The organism is Haemophilus sp. HMSC071C11 (assembly GCF_001837655.1).
In the GTDB taxonomy this organism is placed as follows: Bacteria; Pseudomonadota; Gammaproteobacteria; order Enterobacterales; family Pasteurellaceae; genus Haemophilus; species Haemophilus influenzae.
This window is the reverse complement of record NZ_KV833398.1, coordinates 1-24,085: the sequence shown is the minus strand read 5'-3', so window position 1 is coordinate 24,085 and position 24,085 is coordinate 1. Positions and strand designations below refer to the sequence as shown.

The window sequence follows — 24,085 nt, the reverse complement described above, 5'->3', positions numbered from 1 at the left end:
GCGATATTTGGTGCTCGTAAATAATAAAAATAAACCGCACTTTTGTTAGTGTTCGGTTAGATGACTGTTTTCTTTAAATCATCTAGCGTATTAAAATTCTCGAAGTTACCTTCTTCTTGCGTGAATTTTACTGAAATCCCGCCATTTTCTTTCATAAATTGTAAAAGGCGTCGTTCACCCGATGCTAAATAGTGTCGCAATTTTTCCTTTAGCTGAACGGACATTAAACAAAAAACGGGATGTTCACGTTCTTCATCGCAAGCATACGCAATTAAAGTGCGGTCATTTTTAACCGCACTTTTGAGTTTATCTAAAAGATTCATAGGAAAAAAAGGCGTATCACAAGGTGTAAAAAGGATAAAGTCACTTTTTGTCTTTTCTAGAGCTGTTAGCATGCCACTTAATGGCCCTTGAAAATCGGGCAGTTCATCGGAGAAAACAGGAAAGCCAAATTTTGCATATTCTGTTTGATTTCGGTTAGTGTTAATTGAAATCTGATGAATTTGTGGTTGTAAGCGATTAATAACATGTTCAATTAAAGATTGTTTACCTAAAATCTGTAATCCTTTATCTTGCCCGCCCATTCTGCGTGCTTTGCCACCTGCCAAAATTACCGCACTTATTGTAATTGTCATATTTTAATCTATCATTATTTCAAGTATCATTTGCCTATTTTTTACGATTAAAACGGAAATAGCAATGAAATGTAAGCGTTTAAATGAAGTTTTGGAACTTTTACAGTTTTATTGGTCTAAAGACTCGGATTTGAGTTTAATGGAAATTTTGCAAAAAATTGCCAATGAATCAGGTTTCCAAAAACCATTAAATGAATTAACTGATGAAGTGATTATTTATCAGTTAAAAATGGATGGTACAGATAAATATGAGCCAATTCCTGGTCTCAAAAAAGATTACGAAGAAGATTTTAAAACCGCATTGCTCCGTGCTCGCGGTATCATTAAATAAGAGGAAAGAAATGAAAAAAGTATTACTTGCGTTAGGTTTAGGTGTCAGCACGCTTATGTCTGTAAATAGTTTTGCCGCAGATTTACAAGAAGGCAAACAATATGTTCAAGTGAGTCAACAGGCTTCACAGCAAAAAGAAGTGATTGAGTTTTTCTCATTCTATTGCCCGCATTGTTACGCCTTTGAAATGGAATACAAAATTCCACAACAAGTCGTAGATGCTTTACCAAAAGATGTGAAATTTAAACAATATCATGTAAATTTCTTAGGTCATCAATCTGAAAACTTAACACGTGCTTGGGCGTTAGCAATGGCATTAGGTGCAGAAAGTAAAGTAAAATCACCATTATTTGAAGCGGCTCAAAAGGATGCCTTGAAATCAATGGATGATATTCGAGCTATCTTCTTATCGAATGGCATAACCGCCGAGCAATTTGATGGTGGCATTAATAGTTTTGCAGTAAATGGTTTAGTTAATAAACAAGTGAATGCAGCAGAACAATTTAAAGTGCGTGGCGTACCTGATTTTTATGTAAATGGAAAATTCCGTGTAAACCCTGAAGGGTTAAATTATGATGATTTCGTGAAAGATTATGTGCAAACCGTAAAAGGTTTATTGCAAAAATAACGAAAAATTGGTTTAATGCCAGCCCTATTTTGTAAATATTAATGAAAGAAGAGAGAATATTATGGCTGCAAGTTTTAGCGTAACGCGTCGTTTCTTTGACGACAAAAACTACCCTCGTGGTTTTTCCCGTCACGGTGATTACACAATTAAAGAATCACAGGTGCTTGAGCAATATGGTCAAGCGTTCAAAGCATTAGACTTAGGGGAACGTGAGCCAGCGACTAAAGAAGAAAAAGATTTCGTCGCATTTTGCCGTGGTGAGCGCGCAGCAGAGACTTTCTTTGAAAAAACTTGGAATAAATATCGTACTCGTATTAACACTAAAAAACGTGTTTACACCTTATCTAGTGATGTGAGTGAAGCTGCCTCTGGCGGTGAAGATTATTCCGGCGAATAAGATACGTTAAATAAGGCAGGCGGAAGTCTGCCTTTTGTTTTTGAATAGCTTGTGAAATCACGCGTAATTCACGGCTGATAACTTTATTCTCCTATCTTTGTATGAACGATTCGTCTTCATACACCCTATGAATACTAATTTCTATGCAATTACCGATTTCTCAATACAACGAACTGCTACAAAAAAAACTTGAAAAATTAACCGCACTTTTACACCCTTTTAATGCACCAGATATTCAAGTTTTTGACTCTCCAACAAGTCATTATCGCATGCGTGCGGAGTTTCGTATTTGGCACGAGCAAGATGATTTTTACCATATTATGTTTGATCAAGCGACGCTGCAGCGTTATCGCGTGGATGAATTTCCAATCGCCAGCATGCTAATTAATCGTATGATGCAAACCTTATTACCTTTGTTAAAACAACAAGAAGTGCTACACAAAAAATTATTCCAAATTGATTACCTTAGCACCTTGAGTAATAAGATTATTGTGAGCTTGCTTTATCATAAAACACTCACTGAAGAATGGGAAAGTGCGGCTAAAAATTTGAAAGATTTACTCGAAAAGCAAGATTTTGATGTGCAAATAATCGGGCGTGCAAGTAAACAAAAAATCTGTTTTGAGCAAGATTATGTGGACGAAGTTTTACCTGTGAATGGCAGAAATTATGTCTATCGCCAAGTCGAGAATAGTTTTACCCAGCCAAACGCAACGGTAAACTGCAAAATGCTTGAATGGGCAATTGATTGTACCCAAAATAGCGAAGGTGATTTATTAGAGCTTTACTGCGGAAACGGTAATTTTTCTATCGCACTTGCACAAAATTTCCGTAAGGTATTGGCAACAGAAATCGCCAAACCTTCCGTAGCCGCCGCACAATTTAATATTGCTGAAAATAAAGTGGATAATTTACAAATTATCCGTATGTCGGCAGAGGAATTTACGCAGGCAATGAATGGGGTTAGAGCCTTTAACCGCTTGAAAGGGATTGATTTAAAATCTTATGAATGTAATACCATTTTTGTCGATCCGCCTCGTGCGGGGCTTGATCCTGATACAGTGAAACTTGTACAAAATTACGATCGCATTTTGTATATTTCCTGTAATCCACATACGCTGTGTGATAATCTTGTTGAACTATCAAAAACGCACCGCATTGAAAAAGCGGCGTTATTTGACCAATTCCCTTACACTGACCACATGGAAAGCGGCCTATGGCTCATTCGCAAGTAGGAATTCAGCTGATTTCTGAATCGACAGAAAAAACATTAGCAGAATTGATCGCACTTTGTGCTGAACACAACATTATTCATAATGAAAAGAGCCCACTTGCACTTGTTCAAACCGATGACCGTTTAGAACTTCGTAAACTAGACGAACCTAAACTCGGAGCGGTTTATGTTGATTTTGTTGGTGGCACAATGGCTCACCGTCGTAAATTCGGTGGTGGACGTGGAGAAGCCGTAGCGAAAGCAGTAGGGATTAAAGGTTCGGCATTGCCAACGGTTATTGATGCAACAGCTGGTCTAGGACGTGATGCCTTTGTGTTAGCCGCAATTGGCTGCCAAGTTCGTTTAGTAGAACGCCATCCTGTTGTTTTTTTACTTCTGCAAGATGGTTTAAATCGTGCTTATCAAGATGAGGAAATCGGCGAGATGTTGCAACAAAATTTGCACTTGCTGAATGTTCAGCATATTAATGAACTTGATCCTAATAGCGATTATGCCGATGTGGTTTATCTCGATCCAATGTATCCGCATAAACAAAAATCTGCACTAGTAAAAAAGGAAATGCGTGTATTCCAGCATTTAGTCGGGGCTGATTTAGATGCTGATGAATTGCTTTTACCTGCACTCCAATTAGCTAAAAAACGTGTGGTCGTGAAGCGTCCTGACTATGCGGAATTTCTTTGTGGAAAACAACCGCACTTTAGCCGTGAAACGAAAAATCATCGCTTTGATATTTATATGGGAGCATCCCAATGCTAAGAGAAAGTGCCGTTGTTATTAGCTATGAAAATGGCATTGCCAAAGTGAAATGCCAATCCCAAAGTGCCTGTGGCCAATGTGCAGCTAAAAACAGTTGTGGAACATCAAGCCTTTCCGAATTAAACGGTAAACGTGGCGAGCATATTTTTAATGTGGAAACATTAATGCCATTACGCGAAGGTCAAATTGTTGAAATTGGATTAGAAGAAAAGTCGATGTTGTTGTCGGCATTATTGATGTATGTTGTACCGCTTTTGACCTTATTGATTGTGACTATGTTGTCCGATTACATAAGCGATAATGAAATTCTGCGTGCCATTTTAATCTTTGGATTAACCGCACTTTCTTTCATTTTTGTAAAATCTTATAGCAGAAAATTAGGGCAACAAACAGAATTTCAGCCTGTTTTATTGCGCATATTATCTTAAGTTTTTTATTCGCTTTTTATTATTTCTGCGATCTAGATCGCAAACTATAAAGCTAGTTATTTAAATTACCCATTGAAAAAAGCTCTTTAGAGGCTTGGTCAAACTTAGTGATGATGTGGCAAAAGTTGCTATTCTAGCAATGCCTGTTATACTCTATGGCGAGCAACCGCTTTTCCTAAAAGGATGAAATATTATTTTTTTGCTCATTATTGCTTATGCTTGCCTTGTGATGGGGCGTAAATTTCGTCAATTAGTGGAGGGAAAATAATATGTGGCTTACTATAGGGCTTGGCATTGTTTCGCTTCTTGCTATTGGCGGACTTATTTTTGCCAATTATGTAGCAAAACATTCTTAATTTATTAACCCCGATCTTTCGGGGTTTTCCGTATCTAAAGTGCGGTGATTTTTAAGGTTATTTTTATGAACAATCAGATTCCTTTACTTGGAATTACCGGTTATAGCGGTAGTGGTAAAACAACATTATTAGAAAAACTTATTCCAGAACTGATCGCTCGTCACATTCGCGTTTCAGTGATTAAACATAGCCATCACAATATGCAAGTTGATAAAGAAGGAAAAGATAGCTGGCGTATGAAAGAGGCGGGTTCTTCTCAAGTCATTGTAGCGAATGATGAACGCTGGGCGATTATGACGGAAACGCCAAAACCTGTTTCATTGGATTATTTAGCGCAACAATTTGACCGCACTTTAACGGATTTAGTGTTGGTGGAAGGCTTTAAACAAGAGCCAATTCCAAAGATTTTGCTCCATCGTCAAGAAATGACAAAACCTTTACCCGAAATTGACGAATATGTGCTCGCAGTTGCAACGAATTATTCCCTTGAAATTGACCGCACTTTGTTGGATATTAACCGCATTCCGCAAATTGCCGATTTTATTGAAAATTGGTTGCACCATTTTCACGGAGCACGATGACTACTGAATCCAATGCCTATCGCGGTTTAGCTTGGGTAGCAGCAATGGCACTTTTTATGCAAAGCCTCGATGCGACCATTCTAAATACAGCTTTACCCGCGATATCTTCCGATTTACATAAACCCGCCTTTGAAATGCAAATGGCGATTATTGCTTATTCTTTAGCTGTTGCATTATTTATTCCTCTTACCGCTTGGGCTGCGGCAAAATTTGGGACATTGACTGTTTTTCGTGGTGCAGTTTTCACGTTTATTTTAGGTTCAGTTGCTTGTGCCGCGGCCTCTAATTTAGAGAGCCTTATTTTAGCCCGAGTGATTCAGGGGATAGGCGGTGCCTTTATGATGCCCGTTGCGCGTTTAGCTATTATTCAAGCTGTCCCTAAACAACAATTAGTGAATGCTTGGAATTTAATGGCAACTGCAGGTTTGATTGGGCCAATTCTAGGGCCTATTTTAGGTGGATGGTTAGTCATTCACGCCAGTTGGCACTGGATTTTTTTAATTAATATTCCAATTGGTGCGCTAGGAATTTTGGCATCGGGCAGCGTGATGAACAATATCAAGGGCGAGGCAGAGAAATTAGATTGGACAGGTTTTTTACTCTTTGCATTGGGGTTAGTTGGTATTACGCTTGGTTTGGATTTACTCGGAGAAAGTCAGCATAATTCAAGTGTAACTTATAGCATATTAGTTGTTGGTATTCTGTTACTCGTAACTTATTGTGGCTATGCTAAAAACAATGAAAATGCCATTTTACCTTTATCCCTTTTCCGAACTCGTACATTTAGATTAGGTATTATTGCCAATATTTTTATCCGATTATCTGCATCTGGCGTTCCCTTTTTATTGCCTTTGATGTTCCAATTATCTTTCGGTTACAGTGCCGAAATGTCTGGCTGGCTATTAGCACCGATTGCGTTAATTTCTGTGATGTTGAAAATATTAATTGGACGAATTTTAAATCGTTGGGGCTATAAAACAACGCTAATTTCATCCGCACTTTTGATGGCAGGTTCTGTGATTTCAATGGCTTGGTTAGATAAACAAAGCTCTCTAACTTGGATTATTTGTAATCTTATGTGGTATGGGGCTTGTATGTCGATCATTTTTACTTCAATTAATACGCTGGCTGTAGGCGATCTTTCAAAACAACAGTCTGGCACAGGCTCTACCGTATTAAGTATTGTACAGCAAGTTGGGATTGGATTTGGTATTGCTATTTCATCGATAATTCTAAATCTCTATAGACATTTTTTTAGCGCAAGTGATGGTTTACAACAGGCTTTTAGCTATACTTTTTTAACCTCATCACTTTTTGCAATCGCCTTAGTTTGGTCGCTTATGAAATTACACAAAAATGATGGCGATCATTTACGAAAGAATCCTTAGATTAATTTGTTATAATCCATAGAATTTTTTTATTTAAAAAAAGGGAAATTTGCTTATATCTTATTGATATTTCTTGTTGGTGGAGATAGCTCCATCGTTTAACCATAAATGGTGGGGCATTCCCTGCCTAACATTGAGGTATGCTTATGAAACTAAAAGCAACATTAACTCTCGCCGCTGCAACTCTTGTTTTGGCAGCTTGTGATCAATCTAGCTCGGCAAATAAATCTACCGCTCAAACTGAAGCAAAATCCTCGTCAAATAATACTTTCGTTTATTGCACAGCGAAAGCTCCATTGGGATTTAGCCCTGCGTTAATAATTGAAGGTACTTCTTATAATGCAAGCTCACAACAAGTGTATAACCGCTTAGTTGAATTTAAAAAAGGCTCAACGGATATTGAACCAGCTTTAGCTGAAAGCTGGGAAATTAGTGATGATGGCTTAAGTTATACTTTTCATTTGAGAAAAGGGGTTAAATTCCACACAACAAAAGAATTTACCCCGACACGTGATTTTAATGCAGATGATGTTGTATTTTCATTCCAACGTCAGTTAGATCCAAATCATCCATATCACAATGTATCTAAGGGGACTTATCCATATTTTAAAGCAATGAAATTCCCTGAATTGTTGAAATCAGTGGAGAAAGTAGACGATAACACAATTCGTATTACCTTAAACAAGACAGATGCGACTTTCTTGGCTAGTCTTGGTATGGATTTTATTTCTATTTATTCTGCAGAATATGCTGATTCAATGCTGAAAGCGGGTAAACCAGAAACGCTTGATAGTCGCCCAGTGGGGACAGGCCCTTTTGTTTTTGTGGATTATAAAACAGATCAAGCCATACAATATGTTGCGCATGAAAATTATTGGAAAGGTAGAACACCTTTAGATCGTTTAGTCATTAGCATTGTGCCTGATGCAACAACACGTTATGCAAAATTACAGGCGGGTACTTGCGATTTAATTTTATTCCCAAATGTAGCGGATTTAGCCAAAATGAAAACCGATCCAAAAGTACAACTTTTGGAACAAAAAGGTTTGAACGTAGCGTATATCGCATTCAATACCGAAAAAGCACCGTTTGATAATGTCAAAGTGCGCCAAGCGTTGAATTACGCAGTGGATAAAAAAGCGATTATTGAAGCGGTTTATCAAGGCGCAGGAATATCAGCTAAAAACCCACTTCCTCCAACAATTTGGAGTTATAATGATGAAATCCAAGATTATCCGTACGATCCAGAAAAAGCAAAACAACTTTTAGCAGAAGCGGGTTATCCAAATGGTTTTGAAACTGATTTCTGGATTCAACCTATTATTCGTGCTTCTAATCCAAATCCAAAACGTATGGCTGAATTAATTATGGCGGATTGGGCGAAAATTGGTGTAAAAACTAACCCAGTGACTTATGAATGGGCTGATTATAGAAAACGAGCAAAAGAGGGAGAATTAACTGCGGGTATCTTTGGTTGGTCTGGCGACAATGGCGATCCTGATAATTTCTTATCCCCATTATTAGGTAGCTCAAATATAGGTAATTCTAATATGGCACGTTTCAATAATTCAGAATTTGATGCTTTACTCAATGAGGCTATTGGATTAACCAATAAGGAAGAACGTGCGAAACTTTATAAACAAGCTCAAGTTATTGTCCATAATCAAGCACCTTGGATTCCAGTTGCCCACTCTGTTGGTTTTGCGCCACTTAGTCCTCGTGTAAAAGGTTATGTACAAAGCCCATTTGGCTATGACGCTTTTTATGGTGTGAGTGTTGATGGTAAATAATTCATATTGATTTACTTATTTTAAGCCCTTATTTATAAGGGCTTTTTATTTATCAAGGATTATTCTGTAAAAAATATGTTAAATAACTTTAACTTGAGTATAATGCTCTGCATTATTTCTATCGGATATGATTCCGTAGAATAATAAAAATTAATTGTTAATATAAGGAACAAAAATGGATTTCAATCGAATTATCACTCATATGAATGATCATCATCAAGATGATATGGCTGCCCTTTGTAAAAAATTTGGTGGCGAAAAGGAAATCACAGATGTGACGTTAGTTAATGTAGATTTTGCTGGTTTAGATTTTAAATATAATGGTGGCAAAACATTACGTGTGGAATTTCCACAACAAGCTGACGCAGGTTCAATTAAGCAAGCTATCATCAATCTTTGTGTAGAAAATAAACCAGTAGCAAATTACGATCGTATTAAGGCTAAAATTGATGAATTTCGTCAAGAGTTTAAAAGCTGTGTGCTTTCTACTTTAGATAAAGATGGCTTACCGATGGCGTCTTATGCACCAATTATTTTCTTTGATGGAAAATATTATATTTATATCAGTGCCATTGCAGAGCATTATGAGAATTTAAAACGCAATCCAAATCAAGTAGAAGTGATGTTTTTAGAAGATGAAAACAAAGCGAAGTCAATTATTGTGCGTACTCGCTTACGTTATAAAGCAAGTGCACGTTTTATTCCTCGTGAAGATCCAATTGTTGAAAAAGTCTTAGATAAATTAGCCGAAACTATGAATGATGTAGGCGGAATTAAAACAATTCGTGAATTTACTGATTTTGATTTAGTTGAACTTACATTTGGAACAGGTCGTTTTGTAAGAGGTTTTGGCCAAGCTTATTTGATTGATGCTAATGGGGAAATTTCTCATATTGGTGTCAAAGGCAATCCACATGAAAAAGAAAGTGATAAATAATATTGTCTCTTAATGAAGATAAAGGGTTGAGTGTAAATTTATACTCACCCCTTTTGTTTACGATAAGTTCGAGTGAAATTGAAATTTCTTTATTTTTTTACCGCACTTTATTTTCATTAAGGACAAGGCTTGCTTACTATAATTTCGATAACCTGTCTGTCGATATGCTGCATACTTTTTGATGCAATAGCGCAGAGATTATCAATAGTTCGATCAAGATCGTGTTCGACAATACCTTCATTGCCGCAGCAATAGGCAATCCAACCATACCTGTTCCTGGCACTGCAACGCCCAATCCATTTTTCATCAGATTAGGCGAAACTTTTACTTCAATGCGTTCAGGTGTTTTGCCTAAATATTTCGCCGCTGTAGCAGATGCGAGTGCAAGAGAAATGGGTTCGGTACAGCCTAGGGCTGGCACAACATCGTGTTTAACGATGTGGAGTAATGGTTTTTCAATTTCGTTAAGTCTTTCTAAATTCATTCTTACTTATCCAATTAATGCGCTTCATCCCAATTTTGACCTACACCGACTTCTACGATCAACGGAACAACTAATTCCGATGCATCTTCCATTTGTTGTTTAATTTGTTCACGGAAAAACTCGACTTTTTCTGACCGCACTTCAAACACTAATTCATCGTGTACTTGCATAATCATTTCAATGTCGGGATCGTGATAGATTACTTCATCAAGTTTAATCATCGCTCGTTTAATAATATCCGCAGCTGTGCCTTGCATCGGTGCATTTATCGCTACGCGTTCTGCCCCTTTACGACGCATTGCGTTGCTAGAATTGATATCAGGTAAATATAAACGGCGACCAAATAACGTTTCCACATAGCCTTGTGCTTTCGCTTTTTCACGGATATCGGTCATAAATTGCTGTACACTCGGATAGCGTTGGAAATATAAATCCATGTATTTTTTTGCATCAGGACGAGAAATATCAAGTTGGCGTGAAAGTCCAAACGCGGACATCCCATAAATTAAGCCGAAATTAATCGCTTTAGCATTGCGACGTTGCTCGCTGGTGACTTCATCTAATGATACACCGAAGATTTCAGCAGCCGTGGAGCGATGAATATCCTTGCCTTGAGAGAAGGCGTTAATTAAGCCTTGATCGCCAGAAAGATGTGCCATAATGCGTAGCTCAATTTGAGAATAGTCAGCAGCGACAATAGAATAACCTTCACGTGCGATAAATGCTTGTCGAATACGACGACCTTCTTCATTCCGAATCGGGATATTTTGTAAGTTTGGATCACTTGATGATAAACGTCCTGTCGCTGTCACCGCTTGATGATAAGAGGTATGCACTCGTCCCGTTTGTGAGTTGACCATTTGAGGCAGTTTATCCGTGTAAGTGGATTTAAGTTTGCTCAACCCACGATGTTCGACCAAAATTTTGGGTAATTCGTGGCTATAGGCTAATTCTTCCAATACTTCTTCATTCGTTGATGGCGCACCTTTTGGCGTTTTTTGTAAAATAGGTAGGCCAAGTTTATCGAACAAAATTTCTTGTAATTGTTTGGTGGAAGCCAAATTAAATGGCTGACCTGCTAATTCGTAAGCTTGTTCTTCAAGTGCGGTTAATCTTGTGGCAATTTCGTTAGATTGCATAAAGAGGGCATTACTATCAATCAAAACGCCTGTACGTTCCATGCGAGAAAGCACATGAAGTAATGGTAATTCCATTGTTTTATACAATTCAACAAGCGTTGGTTCTTGTTGCAATTTCAACCACAGTGCTTGTTGTAATTTCATTGTCACATCCGCATCTTCTGCTGCGTATTCAGTGGCTTGTTCTAATGGAATTTGATTAAACGTAAGCTGATTTTTTCCTTTTCCAGCGATGCTTTCAAATGCGATAGTTTCATGACCTAAATAACGTTTGGCTAAATCGTCCATATTATGACGACCCGTACTATTTAGCGTATAAGAAAGCAACATCGTATCAAATTCAACACCTTGTAATTCAATGCCATGACGGGCAAAAATGCTTTCATCAAATTTAATATTTTGTCCAATTTTGTGAATGTCAGGATTTTCTAAAATGGGTTTGATAGCCGCAAGTGCGGTCGATTTTTCGAGTGTTTTTGGCGCATCCAAATAATCCAATTGCAATGGTAAATAAGCGGCTTCGCCATTTTCAAGAGCAAAAGATATACCCACTAAATTAGCAGACATATAATCGAGGCTATCTGTTTCAGTATCCACTGCAATGAGTTTTGCTGTATTGAGTTTTTCAATCCAGCGCGTTAAATCCGCTTGAGTGAGTAAGGTTTCATATTTTGTACGATCGATTTGAATTTTAGGCGTATTTTCCACCGCACTTTGATCTTGTGAGGTCGCCTGATACTGGTTCATTTTCACTGGCTGTTCAGTGGTTTGGGTTATGGAGTCAGCACCATTCATCACTTCATTAAGCCAGCGTTTAAATTCGTAGCGAGCAAAATATTCAATGAGTTGATCCTTTTGGCTTTCTCCAAGCAACAATTGATCTGTTGTCACGTTAAGTTCAACATCCGTTTTGATGGTTGCTAATGTATAAGAAAGATCGGCATTGGGTTTTTCAGCCAATAATTTTTCACCTAGTTTTTTCGCCCCACGAATTGGCAGTTCCGCTACTTTTTCAAGATTGGCATAAATTTCAGCCATGCTTCCTATGCCTTGTAGTAAACCAAGTGCGGTTTTTTCGCCCACGCCAGCAACGCCAGGAATGTTATCTGCACTATCGCCCATAAGTGCGAGATAATCAATAATGAGTTCAGGTGGAATACCGTATTTTTCAATCACACCCTCACGATCCAATAGGCTATTATTCATGGTGTTGATGAGCATAATATTGTCATCCACCAACTGTGCCATATCTTTATCGCCAGTACTAATGAGCACTTTTTTACCCAAACTTGATGCTTGTAGTGCGAGAGTACCGATCACATCATCTGCCTCAATCCCTTCCACCACTAAAAGCGGAATGCCCAATGCACGAATCATATCGTGCAAAGGCTGAATTTGTTTGCGTAAATCATCAGGCATTGGCGGGCGATGAGATTTATACTGTTCAAACATTTCATCGCGAAATGTTTTCCCTTTTGCATCAAAAACAACGGCTATATGAGTGGGCTGTACTTGTGAGATGAGGCGTTTTAACATATTTAACACGCCGTACATCGCGTTTGTTGGCTCACCTGCGGCATTAGTTAAAGAAGGAAAGGCATGAAATGCACGATATAAATAAGAAGAACCATCCACTAGCACAAGCGGATTTGTTGCAATTTGGGCCATAAAAATCTCGTTTTAAACTGAAAAATGTGGGCATTATAGCGTAATTTATGGTGATGAGCGAATGGCGGGTTTAATGTAAAATTTATGACGAATATTTTTTGCTATGGCATAATATCAGCCATTCAAATATTTAATTTAAGGAAATCAAATGTCGTTAAAATTGGTCGAAATTTTAGTTTTGGGTCAGGTTTTGCGTTTAAATGTACCCATTGAACAAGAAGAATTACTGCGCCAAGCTGCGCGTAATTTAGATATATTGGTTTCCGAAATGAAAGAAAAGACAGGCCTTATTCAGCTTGATCGTGTGCTCTCTATTGTGGCACTCAATTTGAGTTTTGAATTAAGCCAAGAAAAAAATAAAACGGCTAAAATTGAAGAGGTATTGAGAACGGGTATCCAACAATTAGATCATTCATTAGAAAATATTCGTGTTACAAAAGAACCGCATTAAATTAATGATCAAATTAGAGTCATTTTGTCGTTTTATAAGCAACTCGTTAAATTTGACAAATAAATGCTAGTCAATACTGAGAATTTGGGCTAGTATAAACCCATAAGAATTACCTGGAGTGTTCGTCAGTAGGCTATGTCCCTGAGCCGATACTTTAAATCTTATAAATTGGTTTCCTATCGTTGGTGTGTAGGCTTAACCTTTGACTCGTTCATTGGGCTAAGAAACCTGAAAACGGTATCAACTGATTTCCTTGAACCGTCGGGTTCAAGGACTACTGCCCGCAGCGGCACTCTGGGTCCTATCTTCTCCTTTCATTTCTATGAATACTCAAAAACGCCAGCAAATCCGCGCTGAAATTCGAAAAATACGCGCAAATTTAACCGCACTTCAACAGCAACAAGCAGCACAATCAGTGACCCAACAGGCGTTAAATCTTATCGAGCAACGACAAGCCAAAAATATTGCATTATATTTTTCTTTTGATGGTGAAATTTCAACAAAAGCCTTAATCCAATCCCTGTGGATGCAAAATAAAAATGTGTATTTGCCTGTTTTACATCCTTTTACTAAACACTATTTATTGTTTTTACGCTATTTACCTGATACGCCAATGAAACAAAATCAGTTTGGCATTTGGGAGCCAAAGCTAAATGTTCAAAATGTTTTGCCATTAAATGAACTGGATATTTTATTTACGCCATTGGTGGCTTTTGATAAAAAAGGAAATCGCCTTGGTATGGGCGGTGGATTTTATGATCGCACGTTGCAGAATTGGCAAAATAAGTCTTTTATTCCAGTTGGTTTAGCGCACCAATGTCAGCAAGTAGAAAATCTTCCCACTGAGCATTGGGATGTGCCACTGTTTGATATTTTGGTGGATTAAAACCTATCATCAAAATCTTATTGATAGATAAAATCAAAATATTTCATTTTTTCTCTTGAAATTTATTCAACCGAGCTTACTTAGTTTATGCGAATGGCGAAAGCCGAAATAAAATTGAGGAAAGCGTATGAACATTGAAAAATTTACGACAAAATTCCAAGAAGCGTTAAGCGAAGCACAATCACTTGCTATCGGAAAAGACAATCAATTTATTGAACCCGTGCATTTATTGACCGCACTTTTAAATCAACAGGGCGGCTCTATTGCGCCAATTTTGACAGCAAGTGGCGTAAATGTGGCTTTATTGCGTAATGAATTAAAGACAGAACTAAATAAATTGCCGCAAGTGATTGGCAATGGTGGAGATGTACAACTTTCACGCCAGCTTATTAATTTACTTAATCTATGCGATAAATTCGCACAGCAAAACCAAGATAAATTTATTTCGAGCGAATTGTTTTTGCTTGCAGCTTTAGAAGAACGAGGAACGATCAGCGATATTTTGAAAAAGTGCGGTGCGAAAAAAGAACAAATTTCGCAAGCTATTCAGCACATTAGAGGGGGACAAAACGTGAACGATCAAAATGCAGAAGAAAGCAGACAAGCTCTTGAAAAATATACGATTGATTTAACCGCTCGTGCAGAAAGTGGCAAACTTGATCCTGTAATTGGGCGTGATGAAGAAATTCGTCGAGCCATTCAAGTATTACAACGTCGTACCAAAAATAACCCTGTGTTAATTGGTGAACCAGGTGTAGGGAAAACGGCGATTGTCGAAGGCTTGGCACAGCGTATCGTAAACGGCGAAGTGCCAGAAGGTTTGAAAAATAAACGTGTGCTTTCATTAGATATGGGCGCATTGATTGCTGGTGCAAAATATCGCGGAGAATTTGAAGAACGTTTAAAAGCGGTGCTCAATGAACTTTCTAAAGAAGAAGGTCGCGTGATCCTCTTTATTGATGAAATTCATACTATGGTCGGCGCGGGTAAAACCGATGGTGCGATGGATGCGGGTAACTTATTAAAACCAAGTTTAGCGCGCGGTGAATTACATTGCGTGGGTGCAACAACGTTAGACGAATATCGTCAATATATCGAAAAAGATGCCGCACTTGAGCGCCGTTTCCAAAAAGTATTTGTGGACGAACCAAGTGTAGAAGATACCATTGCTATCTTACGTGGTTTGAAAGAACGCTATGAAATTCATCATCACGTGGATATTACTGACCCTGCGATTGTCGCTGCCGCAACGCTTTCACATCGTTATATTTCCGATCGTCAATTGCCGGATAAAGCCATTGATTTGATCGATGAAGCGGCGTCTAGCATTCGTATGGAAATAGATTCTAAACCTGAACCGCTTGATCGCCTTGAACGTCGAATTATCCAATTAAAATTGGAACAACAGGCATTACAAAAAGAAGAAGACGAAGCAAGTCGCAAACGTTTAGAAATGTTAGAGAAAGAATTGGCTGAAAAAGAACGTGAATACGCCGAACTTGAAGAAGTATGGAAATCTGAAAAAGCAACGCTTTCTGGCTCTCAACATATTAAACAAGAATTAGATACTGCAAAAACCGAACTAGAACAAGCTCGTCGCGCGGGTGATTTAGCGAAAATGTCAGAGTTGCAATATGGACGCATCCCTGCTCTTGAAAAGCAACTCGAGCAAGCTGAAACCAGCGAAGGAAAAGAAATGACGCTTTTACGCTATCGTGTCACGGATGAAGAAATCGCAGAAGTGCTTTCTAAAGCCACAGGTATTCCTGTATCCAAAATGATGGAAGGCGAGAAAGAAAAACTCTTGCGCATGGAAGATGAACTACATAAACGAGTGATTGGTCAAGAAGAAGCAGTTGATGCGGTAGCAAACGCGATTCGTCGTAGTCGTGCTGGTCTTTCCGATCCTAATCGCCCAATTGGTTCATTCTTGTTCCTAGGGCCAACAGGTGTGGGTAAAACAGAGCTTTGCAAAACTTTGGCTAAATTCTTGTTTGATAGTGAAGATGCGATGGTGCGCATTGATATGTCAGAGTTTATGGAAAAGCACAGTGTCTCTCGTTTAGTGGGTGCGCCTCCAGGCTATGTCGGCTATGAAGAAGGCGGTTATTTAACTGAGGCTGTTCGTCGTCGTCCATATTCAGTGATCTTATTAGATGAAGTTGAAAAAGCCCATGCGGATGTATTCAATATCTTATTACAAGTATTGGATGATGGTCGTTTAACTGACGGGCAAGGTCGTACTGTGGACTTCCGTAATACGGTGGTAATTATGACCTCTAACTTGGGTTCTGATTTAATCCAAGGTAACAAAGACGAAAGCTATAGCGAAATGAAAGCCTTAGTGATGTCAGTGGTAAGCCAACATTTCCGTCCCGAATTCATCAACCGTATTGACGAAACTGTGGTATTCCATCCGCTTGGTAAAGAGAATATTCGTGCGATTGCAAGTATCCAATTAGAACGCTTAGCAAAACGTATGGAAACTCGTGGCTATGAATTAGTGTTTACCGACGCTTTATTAGATTTCATTGGTGAAGTGGGGTATGACCCAATTTATGGTGCACGTCCATTGAAACGTGCTATTCAACAAGAGATCGAAAACAGCTTGGCACAACAAATTCTATCTGGTGCGTTATTACCTGGTAAGGTTGTTACCATTGATTACGCCAACGCAGAAGTTCAAGCTAGACAATAGGTATTAAAAAAAGTGCGGTAAATTTACCGCACTTTTCTTATGAACCTAAACGCTGACGTGCAATTTCAAATAAACATACCCCTGTTGCGACAGATACATTTAATGATGAAACTGAACCAGCCATTGGAATACTAATCAGTTGATCGCAATGTTCACGCGTTAAACGACGCATTCCTTCGCCTTCGGCTCCCATAACAAGTGCTAGTGGTCCTGTCAGTTTGCTTTGATAAATGGTTTCAGTGGCTTCGCCAGCAGTGCCAACCACCCAAATATTATGGTTTTGCTGTAAATCGCGCAGTGTGCGAGAAAGATTGGTTACACGAATTAACGGCACGGTTTCTGCCGCGCCACAAGCAACTTTACGTGCGATAGATGTTAATTGTGCGGATTTATCTTTCGGTACGATCACTGCCACTGCGCCCGCTGCATCCGCTGTTCGCAGGCAGGCACCCAAGTTGTGTGGATCCGTCACGCCATCCAAAACTAATAAAAGCGGATTTTGTTTATTCGCAAGAATTTCATCAAGATCATTTTCATTAAGTTCTTTTGCCGCTTGTACTCGAGCAATGACACCCTGATGAACCTCACCATCGGCTTTTTTATCAAGTGTTTGTCGATTAACAAATTGCACACCAATTCCCAGGGAATAAAGCTCATTTAAGAGTGGCTGTAGGCGTTTATCTTCACGTCTTTTAAGTACGAAGACTTCAATTAGACGCTCTGGCGAATGGGTTAAAATACTATTAACCGCGTGAATACCGTAGATTTGTTCTGACATAAATTTCTCTTTTTCTTATTTGAATTTTTAATTCATTTTTACAATAGGAAGTGAATTATTTTCGTTTTCTAGATGCTTTCTTCAAAACATCTTTCTTTTTTACCGCACTTTTTCGTTTCTGGGATGTTTTAGACGGTAGTTCTTTAAAGACTTTCTTGGCTTTTTCTTTCGCCGTTTTTCCAGCACGACGAGGTTTACGTTCACTCCCCATCAGCGAGAAATCGACCATTTTATTTTCTAAATGTACTGCTTCAACTTTGATACGAACTTTATTGCCTAAGCGATATTGCATTCTGCTATTTTCGCCAATTAAACGCTGTTTTGCTGCATCGAATTGGTAATAATCGTTTTCTAAGGTGGAAATATGGACTAAACCATCGATGAATAAATCATCTAAGCGTACAAATAAACCAAATCCCGTCACAGATGAAATAACACCGCTAAATTCGCCACCGACATGATCTTGCATATATTCACATTTCAGCCAATCAGCCACTTCACGAGTTGCGTCGTCGGCACGGCGTTCCGTCATTGAACAGTGATTGCCAAGTAAATCCATTTCATCAAAAGAGTAATGATAACCGCCTGTATCGGTGGTTTTACGTTTTGCGCCTTGTTCTTTAGCGAGTAAATATTTGATGCCTCGATGAAGTGTTAAGTCAGGATAACGGCGAATTGGCGAAGTAAAGTGTGCATACTCTTCCAAAGCCAAACCAAAGTGCCCAATATTATCAGCGTGATAGACGGCTTGACTTAATGAACGTAGCAACATTGTTTGAATAAGTTCATGATCAGACCGTTCTTTAACTTGTTCTAAGAGAGTAGCATAGTCTTTTGTGGTTGGCTTCAATCCACCTTCTAAAGTTAAACCAAACTCACCTAAAAAAGCGCGGAACGATGTTAATTTTTCTTTGCTCGGGGTGGCATGAATACGATATAACGCAGGCTCTTTATGTTTTTCCATAAAATTGGCTGCTGCGATATTCGCAAGAATCATACATTCCTCAATGATTTTGTGGGCATCGTTACGAACAACGGGTTCAATACGCTCAATTCTCCCCATTGCATTGAAAATAAACTTAGTTTCAATGGTTTCAAAATCGATCGCACCACGTTGATGACGCGCACCAAGTAAAGCTTGATAGAGTTTATAAAGTTCTTCTAAATGAGGCACCAGCGTAGAATAACGAGTGCGTAATTCTTCATCGCCCTCAAGCATTTTTGCGACTTTGGTATAAGTGAGGCGGGCGTGAGAATTCATCACCGCTTCATAAAAGCGATAATCTGTGAGCTTACCTTTGGCAGAAATTTGCATCTCACAAACCATACACAAACGATCCACTTGTGGGTTCAGAGAGCATAAGCCGTTGGATAAAATTTCAGGTAGCATTGGTACAACTCGGTTCGGAAAATAGACCGAGTTACCACGATTATGCGCTTCTACATCCAAAGCGGAACGTAAACGTACGTAATAACTAACATCCGCAATCGCCACCCAAAGTTTCCAGCCTTTGCCATGTTTTTCACAATAAACGGCATCATCAAAATCCCGCGCATCTTCGCCATCAATGGTCACAAGCGGTAAATTGCGTAAATCCACACGGCCTTTTTTTGCTTCTTCAGGCACTTCTTCAGTGAATTTTTTTACGTATTTTTCCACCGCACTTGGAAACTTATGGGGAATATCGTGGTTACGCAAGGCGATTTCCACTTCCATTCCTTTCGCCATATTATCGCCTAGGATTTCAGTGATCACGCCAATTGGCTGGTTAAAACTGGCAGAACGTTCTTGCAACTCGACAACCACAACTTGTCCCATGCGAGCACCATTACGATGTTCATTAGGCACGAGAATATCTCTGCCAATTCTGCTGTCATCAGGCACTACATAGCCAAAACCGTTTTCTAAGAAAAAACGACCCACAATTTGTTTTTTACGGCTTTCTAATACGCGCACAATTCGCACTTCACGGCGACCACGACGATCTAATCCAGCAAGTTGCGCTAAGACAAAATCTCCATGCATGACTCTTTGCATTTGATGGTTTGGAATGAATAAATCATCCTTTTTGCCATCGACCTGTAAAAAACCAAAACCTTCGCGATGACCAATTACCGTGCCTTTAAATAAATCTAATTTTTCTGGTAAGGCATAGCGTTTACGTTTGGTGAACACTAATTGGCCATCATTTTCCATCGCGCGTAATCGGCGACGCATCGCTTCTATTTGCTCTTCATTTCGAATGGAAAGTGCGGTCAAAATTTCATCCCGATTCATCGGTGCATTATTGTCTCGAATAACGCTTAAAATAAATTCACGGCTCGGGATTGGATTGCCGTATTTTTCCAATTCTCGTTTGTAATGAGGATCTTGGCTGATTAAGTTTTTACGTTTTTTTGTCATTATTTTTTACAGTTTTAAAAAGTGCGGAGAGTTTGACACTGTAAGGAGGATAATGCAAGACGGGGATAAAATTATCACTGTATATTTTAAGGATATTTTAAAATTGAAGAACTTAACGATCTTTCCCCAGCACTATAACAGTGATGACTTTTTATAGATATTTTTAAAGTATGAAAAGCGCGGTAAAAATTTTATGCAGGAACGTGTTCTGTTACGAGCATTTGTAATTTTCGTAAAATAACATTTAATACTACGCCATAGGCTGGTACGAATAATATAATGCCGACAAATAGCTTAAATAGGTAATCTACAAAACCGAGTTGTGCCCAGTGTTCAGCCATGAACGGATCTGCACTTTGATAGAAGGCTACACTGAAGAAAACGAATGTATCCGCCATTGAGCCAAATGTCATTGAGCTAGTTGGCGCCACCCACCAAGTTTTTAACTGGCGTAAGCGGTTAAATACGATCACATCAAGCAATTGTCCTATAACGTAAGCGGCAAAGCTCGCAATAGCAATACGGAATACAAACAGATCAAAATGCGTTAATGATTCGAAACCTTGGAATTTGCTTTCAGAGAATAAAACAGATATGACGTAACTTACAATAAGTGCAGGAAACATCACCACGAAGATGATTTTTCTCGCATCTTCCGCACCGAAAATGCGTACGGTTAAATCGGTAGCTAAAAAGATAAATGGGAATGTGAGCGTTCCCCAAGTGCTGTGGAAAGAAAAATCGTTTGCTGCACCAAGTGCGGTTAATTTTAGCGTGATTTCAAAAGGGATTTGTACAAAGTAATTGCTCGCTGCAATGATGAATATGTGGAAAAAGCTGAGCCAGATGATTGCACGACGTTTTTGTTGATCATTAAAGATCGGAGAGGTTAATTTCATGTTGTACCTTTTTAGTTTAAATAAATCGGGGTTAGGGAACCCGAGGTTGAATATAGGGGGTTAGATGATACGCATATTTCTAATAATTGCAAGAGTCGATGACATTTGAGTTTTATATTTTGTGAAAATTGACGAATGATTTTACAGCCTTTATTCTATTTGCGTTTTTCATCAAATTTGAAAGGAGAGAAAATGGAGTTACACAATATTCGTGATGAATATACTAAACGAGTGCTTTCACAACATGATTGCCATAAAAATCCAATTTCGCAATTTGAACAGTGGCAGAAAGAGGCTATTCATGCTCAAGTCAATGAGCCAACCGCAATGAATATTGCGACTGTTGATGAACAAGGTCGCCCAAATAGCCGAATGGTTTTGTTAAAAGAAGTCAATGAGCAAGGTTTTGTCTTTTTTACGAATTATCTTAGTCGAAAAGGCGGTTGTATTGAGCGCAATCCTTATGTCGCGCTGACTTTCTTTTGGCCTGAATTGGAACGCCAAGTGCGGATTGAAGGTAAGGCGGTTAAAATTCCAGCAGAACAATCCGATAAATATTTTGCTACCCGACCTTATACCAGTCGTATAGGAGCTTGGGCAAGTGAGCAAAGTGCGGTGATTTCTAATTATAAATCGTTGCTAGCAAAAGCAGCATTGGTTGCAGCTAAACATCCGTTAAAGGTGCCTCGACCAGATTATTGGGGCGGCTATTTAGTTGTGCCAGAAACCGTGGAATTTTGGCAGGGGCGTCCAAGCCGTTTACATGATCGCATTCGTTATCGTAAAGAAAGTGATAATTGGATTAGAGAAAGACTTTCTCCTTAGTAAATTGAGCATAAAATAACCGCACTTTAGTTGTATCCCCAAAGTGCGGTTAATTTTTTCTAAATTTTAGCGTTTAGCTTTATTTATTAATGCGTGCTAGTACTTGTCGTTGTACGATTTGCACGTTTACGATCGTTTTCCGTTAAAAGTTTTTTACGGATACGAATCGACTCAGGTGTCACTTCCACTAATTCATCGTCATCGATAAATTCAATGGCTTGTTCAAGACTGAATTTTACAGGTGTAGTCAGCACAATCGCATCGTCTTTACCTGAAGCACGCATATTCGTCAGTTTTTTACCTTGCAAGCAGTTTACAGTTAAGTCGTTTGAACGGCTATGAATACCGATAATTTGACCTTCATAAACTTCCACGTTTGCATCAATCATTAACTTACCACGTTCTTGTAAGCCAAATAATGCATAACCCAGTGCTTTACCTGTTGCGTTCGAGATTAATACACCATTTTTACGTTGGCCAATATCTCCACCTTTAATTTCATCATAGTGGCTAAAACTTGAGTAAAGTAAGCCTGTGCCAGAAGTCATCGTCATAAAGTCACCACGGAAGCCAATTAATCCGCGGCTAGGAATAATGTATTCTAAACGAACACGGCCTTTGCCATCTGGCAACATATCACGAACTTCGCCTTTACGAATACCCAATGCTTCCATTACAGAACCTTGATGCTGTTCTTCCACATCGATAGTTACTTGTTCGTATGGCTCTTGTTTTTTACCGTCAATATCACGATAGATTACTTTAGGGCGAGAAACCGCAAGTTCATAACCTTCACGACGCATATTTTCGATTAACACAGAAAGATGTAATTCTCCACGACCAGAAACACGGAATTCATCTGGGTTTGGGGTTTCTTCTACGCGTAACGCTACGTTGTGAACCAATTCTTTATTTAAGCGTTCAAGAATTTGACGCGATGTGACATATTTTCCTTCTTGCCCTGCAAATGGAGAGGTGTTTACACAGAAGAACATGGTGACTGTTGGTTCATCAACCGTTAATGATGGCAATGCTTCCACTGCGTTAATATCACAAATCGTATCTGAAATGTTTAATTCTCCTAAACCAGTGATCGCAACAATATCGCCTGCATAAGCAACGTCTTCTTCATAACGTTGTAAACCAAGATGACCAAGTACTTGACCGATACGACCTTGACGAGTTTTTCCTTCACTATTGATGATAGTAACAGGTTGATTTGGTTTAATCGCACCGCGCTTAATACGACCAATGCCGATGACACCTACATAGTTGTTATAGTCTAATTGTGAAATTTGCATTTGGAATGGCGCATCAAGTTCTACTTTGGGCGGTTCTACATATTTCACAATAGCTTCAAATAATGGCGTCATATCTTCGGCTAAATCTTCGTGTTCAAGACCTGCAACACCATTTAATGCTGAAGCATAGATAATTGGGAAGTCTAACTGTTCATCGCTTGCACCAAGATTGACAAATAAATCAAATACTTGATCTACAACCCAGTCAGGACGCGCACCAGGGCGATCAACTTTATTGATCACGACGATTGGTTTTAATCCGTGAGCAAATGCTTTTTGAGTCACGAAACGCGTTTGTGGCATTGGGCCGTCAAACGCATCAACAACTAATAGAACAGAATCTACCATAGAAAGCACACGTTCAACTTCGCCACCGAAGTCGGCGTGTCCTGGAGTATCCACGATGTTAATACGGTAGTCATTCCAGTTAATCGCGGTATTTTTTGCAAGAATTGTAATGCCACGTTCTTTTTCAAGATCATTTGAGTCCATAACGCGTTCATCTACATCACCACGTGCAGATTCAAAAGTACCAGATTGTTGCAGAAGTTTATCTACAAGAGTGGTTTTACCATGGTCTACGTGCGCAATGATTGCGATGTTACGGAGTTTTTTAATATTGATTTCGTTTTTCATTATCTAATGCTTCGAGTAAGGTGCAATTTTGCACGGTATATGATTTTATAAAAAAGGTGCAATTTACTGCACCTAATCCTAATATAGGTTGTTGTCTTATGTTGAAGAAAACGAGGCATTATACCTCAGGTTTATTTGCGTAGTCTCATTTTCTTTGCTTTCAAAGCTTTTTTTATATCATTAGGTAAACGTAATATATCCCAGAACAACCGAAAAATCAGATTTTGGTAAATTCTTGGTTTGGAATATATACCAATTTTTTTATACACTGACTCTGGCGGAATTAAAATATCTTGTGTGTAATTTTTCTTTTCTTCGGGAATAAAAGTAAATGGGTTATTCAGTGGTGATAAAGGAAAATAATTACATAGAGGACTTTCTGGCGAAATACAGTAAATATTTACACCATAATGTTTTTGTAAGAAATAAAGTGCATTTAAATCATATTCCATAGA

Annotated in this window: 22 protein-coding genes, 1 other RNA gene and 1 pseudogene; 16 read left to right on the top strand and 8 right to left on the bottom strand. The window is 38.7% G+C overall.

The genetic code is table 11. The annotated features are described in order from the left end of the window. Positions 1–56 precede the first annotated feature (56 nt). Positions 57–635, bottom strand: coding sequence for a molybdenum cofactor guanylyltransferase MobA (gene mobA, locus HMPREF2644_RS00500; protein ID WP_011272241.1), 579 nt, complete (start codon positions 633–635; stop codon positions 57–59). Positions 636–699: 64 nt separating this feature from the next. Between mobA and HMPREF2644_RS00495 the strand changes: the two genes are divergently transcribed. From HMPREF2644_RS00495 to HMPREF2644_RS00450, 11 genes and pseudogenes are all read left to right on the top strand, one after another. After that, on the top strand, positions 700–966 hold the full coding sequence (locus tag HMPREF2644_RS00495) for a YihD family protein (protein WP_005648308.1): 267 nt from the start codon (positions 700–702) through the stop codon (positions 964–966). A 10-nt stretch (positions 967–976) separates the two neighbouring features. Next, positions 977–1,594, top strand: coding sequence for a thiol:disulfide interchange protein DsbA (locus HMPREF2644_RS00490; RefSeq protein ID WP_005693196.1), 618 nt, complete (start codon positions 977–979; stop codon positions 1,592–1,594). Positions 1,595–1,655: 61 nt separating this feature from the next. Beyond that, positions 1,656–1,991: a MaoP family protein gene (locus tag HMPREF2644_RS00485; RefSeq protein WP_005648303.1), complete on the top strand. Its 336-nt coding sequence runs from the start codon at positions 1,656–1,658 to the stop codon at positions 1,989–1,991. 143 nt (positions 1,992–2,134) lie between these two features. Continuing rightward, entirely contained in the window at positions 2,135–3,226 is a 1,092-nt protein-coding gene (trmA, locus tag HMPREF2644_RS00480) for a tRNA (uridine(54)-C5)-methyltransferase TrmA (RefSeq protein WP_005693197.1), read from the top strand. After that, positions 3,208–3,981, top strand: a complete 774-nt coding sequence (locus tag HMPREF2644_RS00475) for a class I SAM-dependent methyltransferase (protein ID WP_038440334.1) — start codon at positions 3,208–3,210, stop codon at positions 3,979–3,981. Before trmA ends, HMPREF2644_RS00475 begins: the two co-directional genes overlap by 19 nt. Continuing rightward, positions 3,975–4,409 carry a SoxR reducing system RseC family protein gene (locus tag HMPREF2644_RS00470; protein ID WP_005648296.1) on the top strand — a complete coding sequence of 145 codons (435 nt, stop codon included), beginning with the start codon at positions 3,975–3,977 and terminating at the stop codon, positions 4,407–4,409. The genes HMPREF2644_RS00475 and HMPREF2644_RS00470 overlap by 7 nt, the downstream gene beginning before the upstream one ends. A 71-nt stretch (positions 4,410–4,480) precedes the next feature. After that, a pseudogene (locus tag HMPREF2644_RS09355) lies at positions 4,481–4,677 on the top strand (hypothetical protein). 153 nt (positions 4,678–4,830) lie between these two features. After that, positions 4,831–5,346, top strand: a complete 516-nt coding sequence (mobB, locus tag HMPREF2644_RS00465) for a molybdopterin-guanine dinucleotide biosynthesis protein MobB (protein WP_038440332.1) — start codon at positions 4,831–4,833, stop codon at positions 5,344–5,346. Then, positions 5,343–6,734: an MDR family MFS transporter gene (locus tag HMPREF2644_RS00460; protein ID WP_070828151.1), complete on the top strand. Its 1,392-nt coding sequence runs from the start codon at positions 5,343–5,345 to the stop codon at positions 6,732–6,734. The genes mobB and HMPREF2644_RS00460 overlap by 4 nt, the downstream gene beginning before the upstream one ends. A gap of 146 nt (positions 6,735–6,880) precedes the next feature. Continuing rightward, complete coding sequence (locus HMPREF2644_RS00455; protein ID WP_038440331.1) at positions 6,881–8,524, top strand: ABC transporter substrate-binding protein; 1,644 nt, start codon at positions 6,881–6,883, stop codon at positions 8,522–8,524. A gap of 175 nt (positions 8,525–8,699) precedes the next feature. Continuing rightward, positions 8,700–9,461 carry a HugZ family heme oxygenase gene (locus tag HMPREF2644_RS00450; RefSeq protein WP_005652481.1) on the top strand — a complete coding sequence of 254 codons (762 nt, stop codon included), beginning with the start codon at positions 8,700–8,702 and terminating at the stop codon, positions 9,459–9,461. Between the two features lie 136 nt (positions 9,462–9,597). On the opposite strand, the gene HMPREF2644_RS00445 is transcribed toward HMPREF2644_RS00450, so the two are convergent. Next, positions 9,598–9,945: a hypothetical protein gene (locus HMPREF2644_RS00445; RefSeq protein ID WP_011272246.1), complete on the bottom strand. Its 348-nt coding sequence runs from the start codon at positions 9,943–9,945 to the stop codon at positions 9,598–9,600. 14 nt (positions 9,946–9,959) lie between these two features. After that, positions 9,960–12,752: a DNA polymerase I gene (gene polA / locus HMPREF2644_RS00440; protein WP_044364528.1), complete on the bottom strand. Its 2,793-nt coding sequence runs from the start codon at positions 12,750–12,752 to the stop codon at positions 9,960–9,962. 148 nt (positions 12,753–12,900) lie between these two features. Here polA and HMPREF2644_RS00435 point away from each other — a divergent pair, with 148 nt between their 5' ends. The 4 genes from HMPREF2644_RS00435 to clpB all read left to right on the top strand — a co-directional run bounded on the left by HMPREF2644_RS00435 (position 12,901) and on the right by clpB (position 16,787). Next, on the top strand, positions 12,901–13,203 hold the full coding sequence (locus tag HMPREF2644_RS00435; RefSeq protein ID WP_005651366.1) for a cell division protein ZapA: 303 nt from the start codon (positions 12,901–12,903) through the stop codon (positions 13,201–13,203). 107 nt (positions 13,204–13,310) lie between these two features. Then, positions 13,311–13,508: non-coding RNA, 6S RNA (gene ssrS / locus HMPREF2644_RS00430), on the top strand. Between the two features lie 17 nt (positions 13,509–13,525). Next, complete coding sequence (locus HMPREF2644_RS00425) at positions 13,526–14,089, top strand: 5-formyltetrahydrofolate cyclo-ligase (RefSeq protein WP_011272248.1); 564 nt, start codon at positions 13,526–13,528, stop codon at positions 14,087–14,089. Between the two features lie 127 nt (positions 14,090–14,216). Beyond that, a complete protein-coding gene (gene clpB / locus HMPREF2644_RS00420) occupies positions 14,217–16,787 on the top strand; it encodes an ATP-dependent chaperone ClpB (protein ID WP_011272249.1) in 2,571 nt (856 codons plus the stop codon). A 37-nt stretch (positions 16,788–16,824) separates the two neighbouring features. Here clpB and rlmB read toward each other — a convergent pair whose 3' ends face one another. The 3 genes from rlmB to HMPREF2644_RS00400 all read right to left on the bottom strand — a co-directional run bounded on the left by rlmB (position 16,825) and on the right by HMPREF2644_RS00400 (position 20,868). Then, a complete protein-coding gene (gene rlmB / locus HMPREF2644_RS00415) occupies positions 16,825–17,565 on the bottom strand; it encodes a 23S rRNA (guanosine(2251)-2'-O)-methyltransferase RlmB (RefSeq protein WP_011272250.1) in 741 nt (246 codons plus the stop codon). Between the two features lie 55 nt (positions 17,566–17,620). Next, a complete protein-coding gene (rnr, locus tag HMPREF2644_RS00410) occupies positions 17,621–19,969 on the bottom strand; it encodes a ribonuclease R (protein ID WP_044364527.1) in 2,349 nt (782 codons plus the stop codon). 191 nt (positions 19,970–20,160) lie between these two features. After that, positions 20,161–20,868: a 7-cyano-7-deazaguanine/7-aminomethyl-7-deazaguanine transporter gene (locus HMPREF2644_RS00400; RefSeq protein ID WP_038440326.1), complete on the bottom strand. Its 708-nt coding sequence runs from the start codon at positions 20,866–20,868 to the stop codon at positions 20,161–20,163. Positions 20,869–21,060: 192 nt separating this feature from the next. On the opposite strand from HMPREF2644_RS00400, the gene pdxH reads away from it, so the two are divergent. Beyond that, entirely contained in the window at positions 21,061–21,693 is a 633-nt protein-coding gene (pdxH, locus tag HMPREF2644_RS00395; RefSeq protein WP_038440325.1) for a pyridoxamine 5'-phosphate oxidase, read from the top strand. Between the two features lie 86 nt (positions 21,694–21,779). Here the strand turns inward: pdxH and typA are convergent, their stop codons facing one another. Together typA and HMPREF2644_RS00385 are read right to left on the bottom strand one after the other, a co-directional pair. Continuing rightward, positions 21,780–23,630 (bottom strand): translational GTPase TypA, encoded by a 1,851-nt coding sequence (typA, locus tag HMPREF2644_RS00390; protein ID WP_005660047.1) that lies wholly within the window; start codon positions 23,628–23,630, stop codon positions 21,780–21,782. A 131-nt stretch (positions 23,631–23,761) separates the two neighbouring features. After that, positions 23,762–24,085, bottom strand: a 324-nt coding sequence (locus HMPREF2644_RS00385) for an alpha 2-3-sialyltransferase (RefSeq protein WP_257285106.1), incomplete at its 5' end; no start/stop codon positions are given.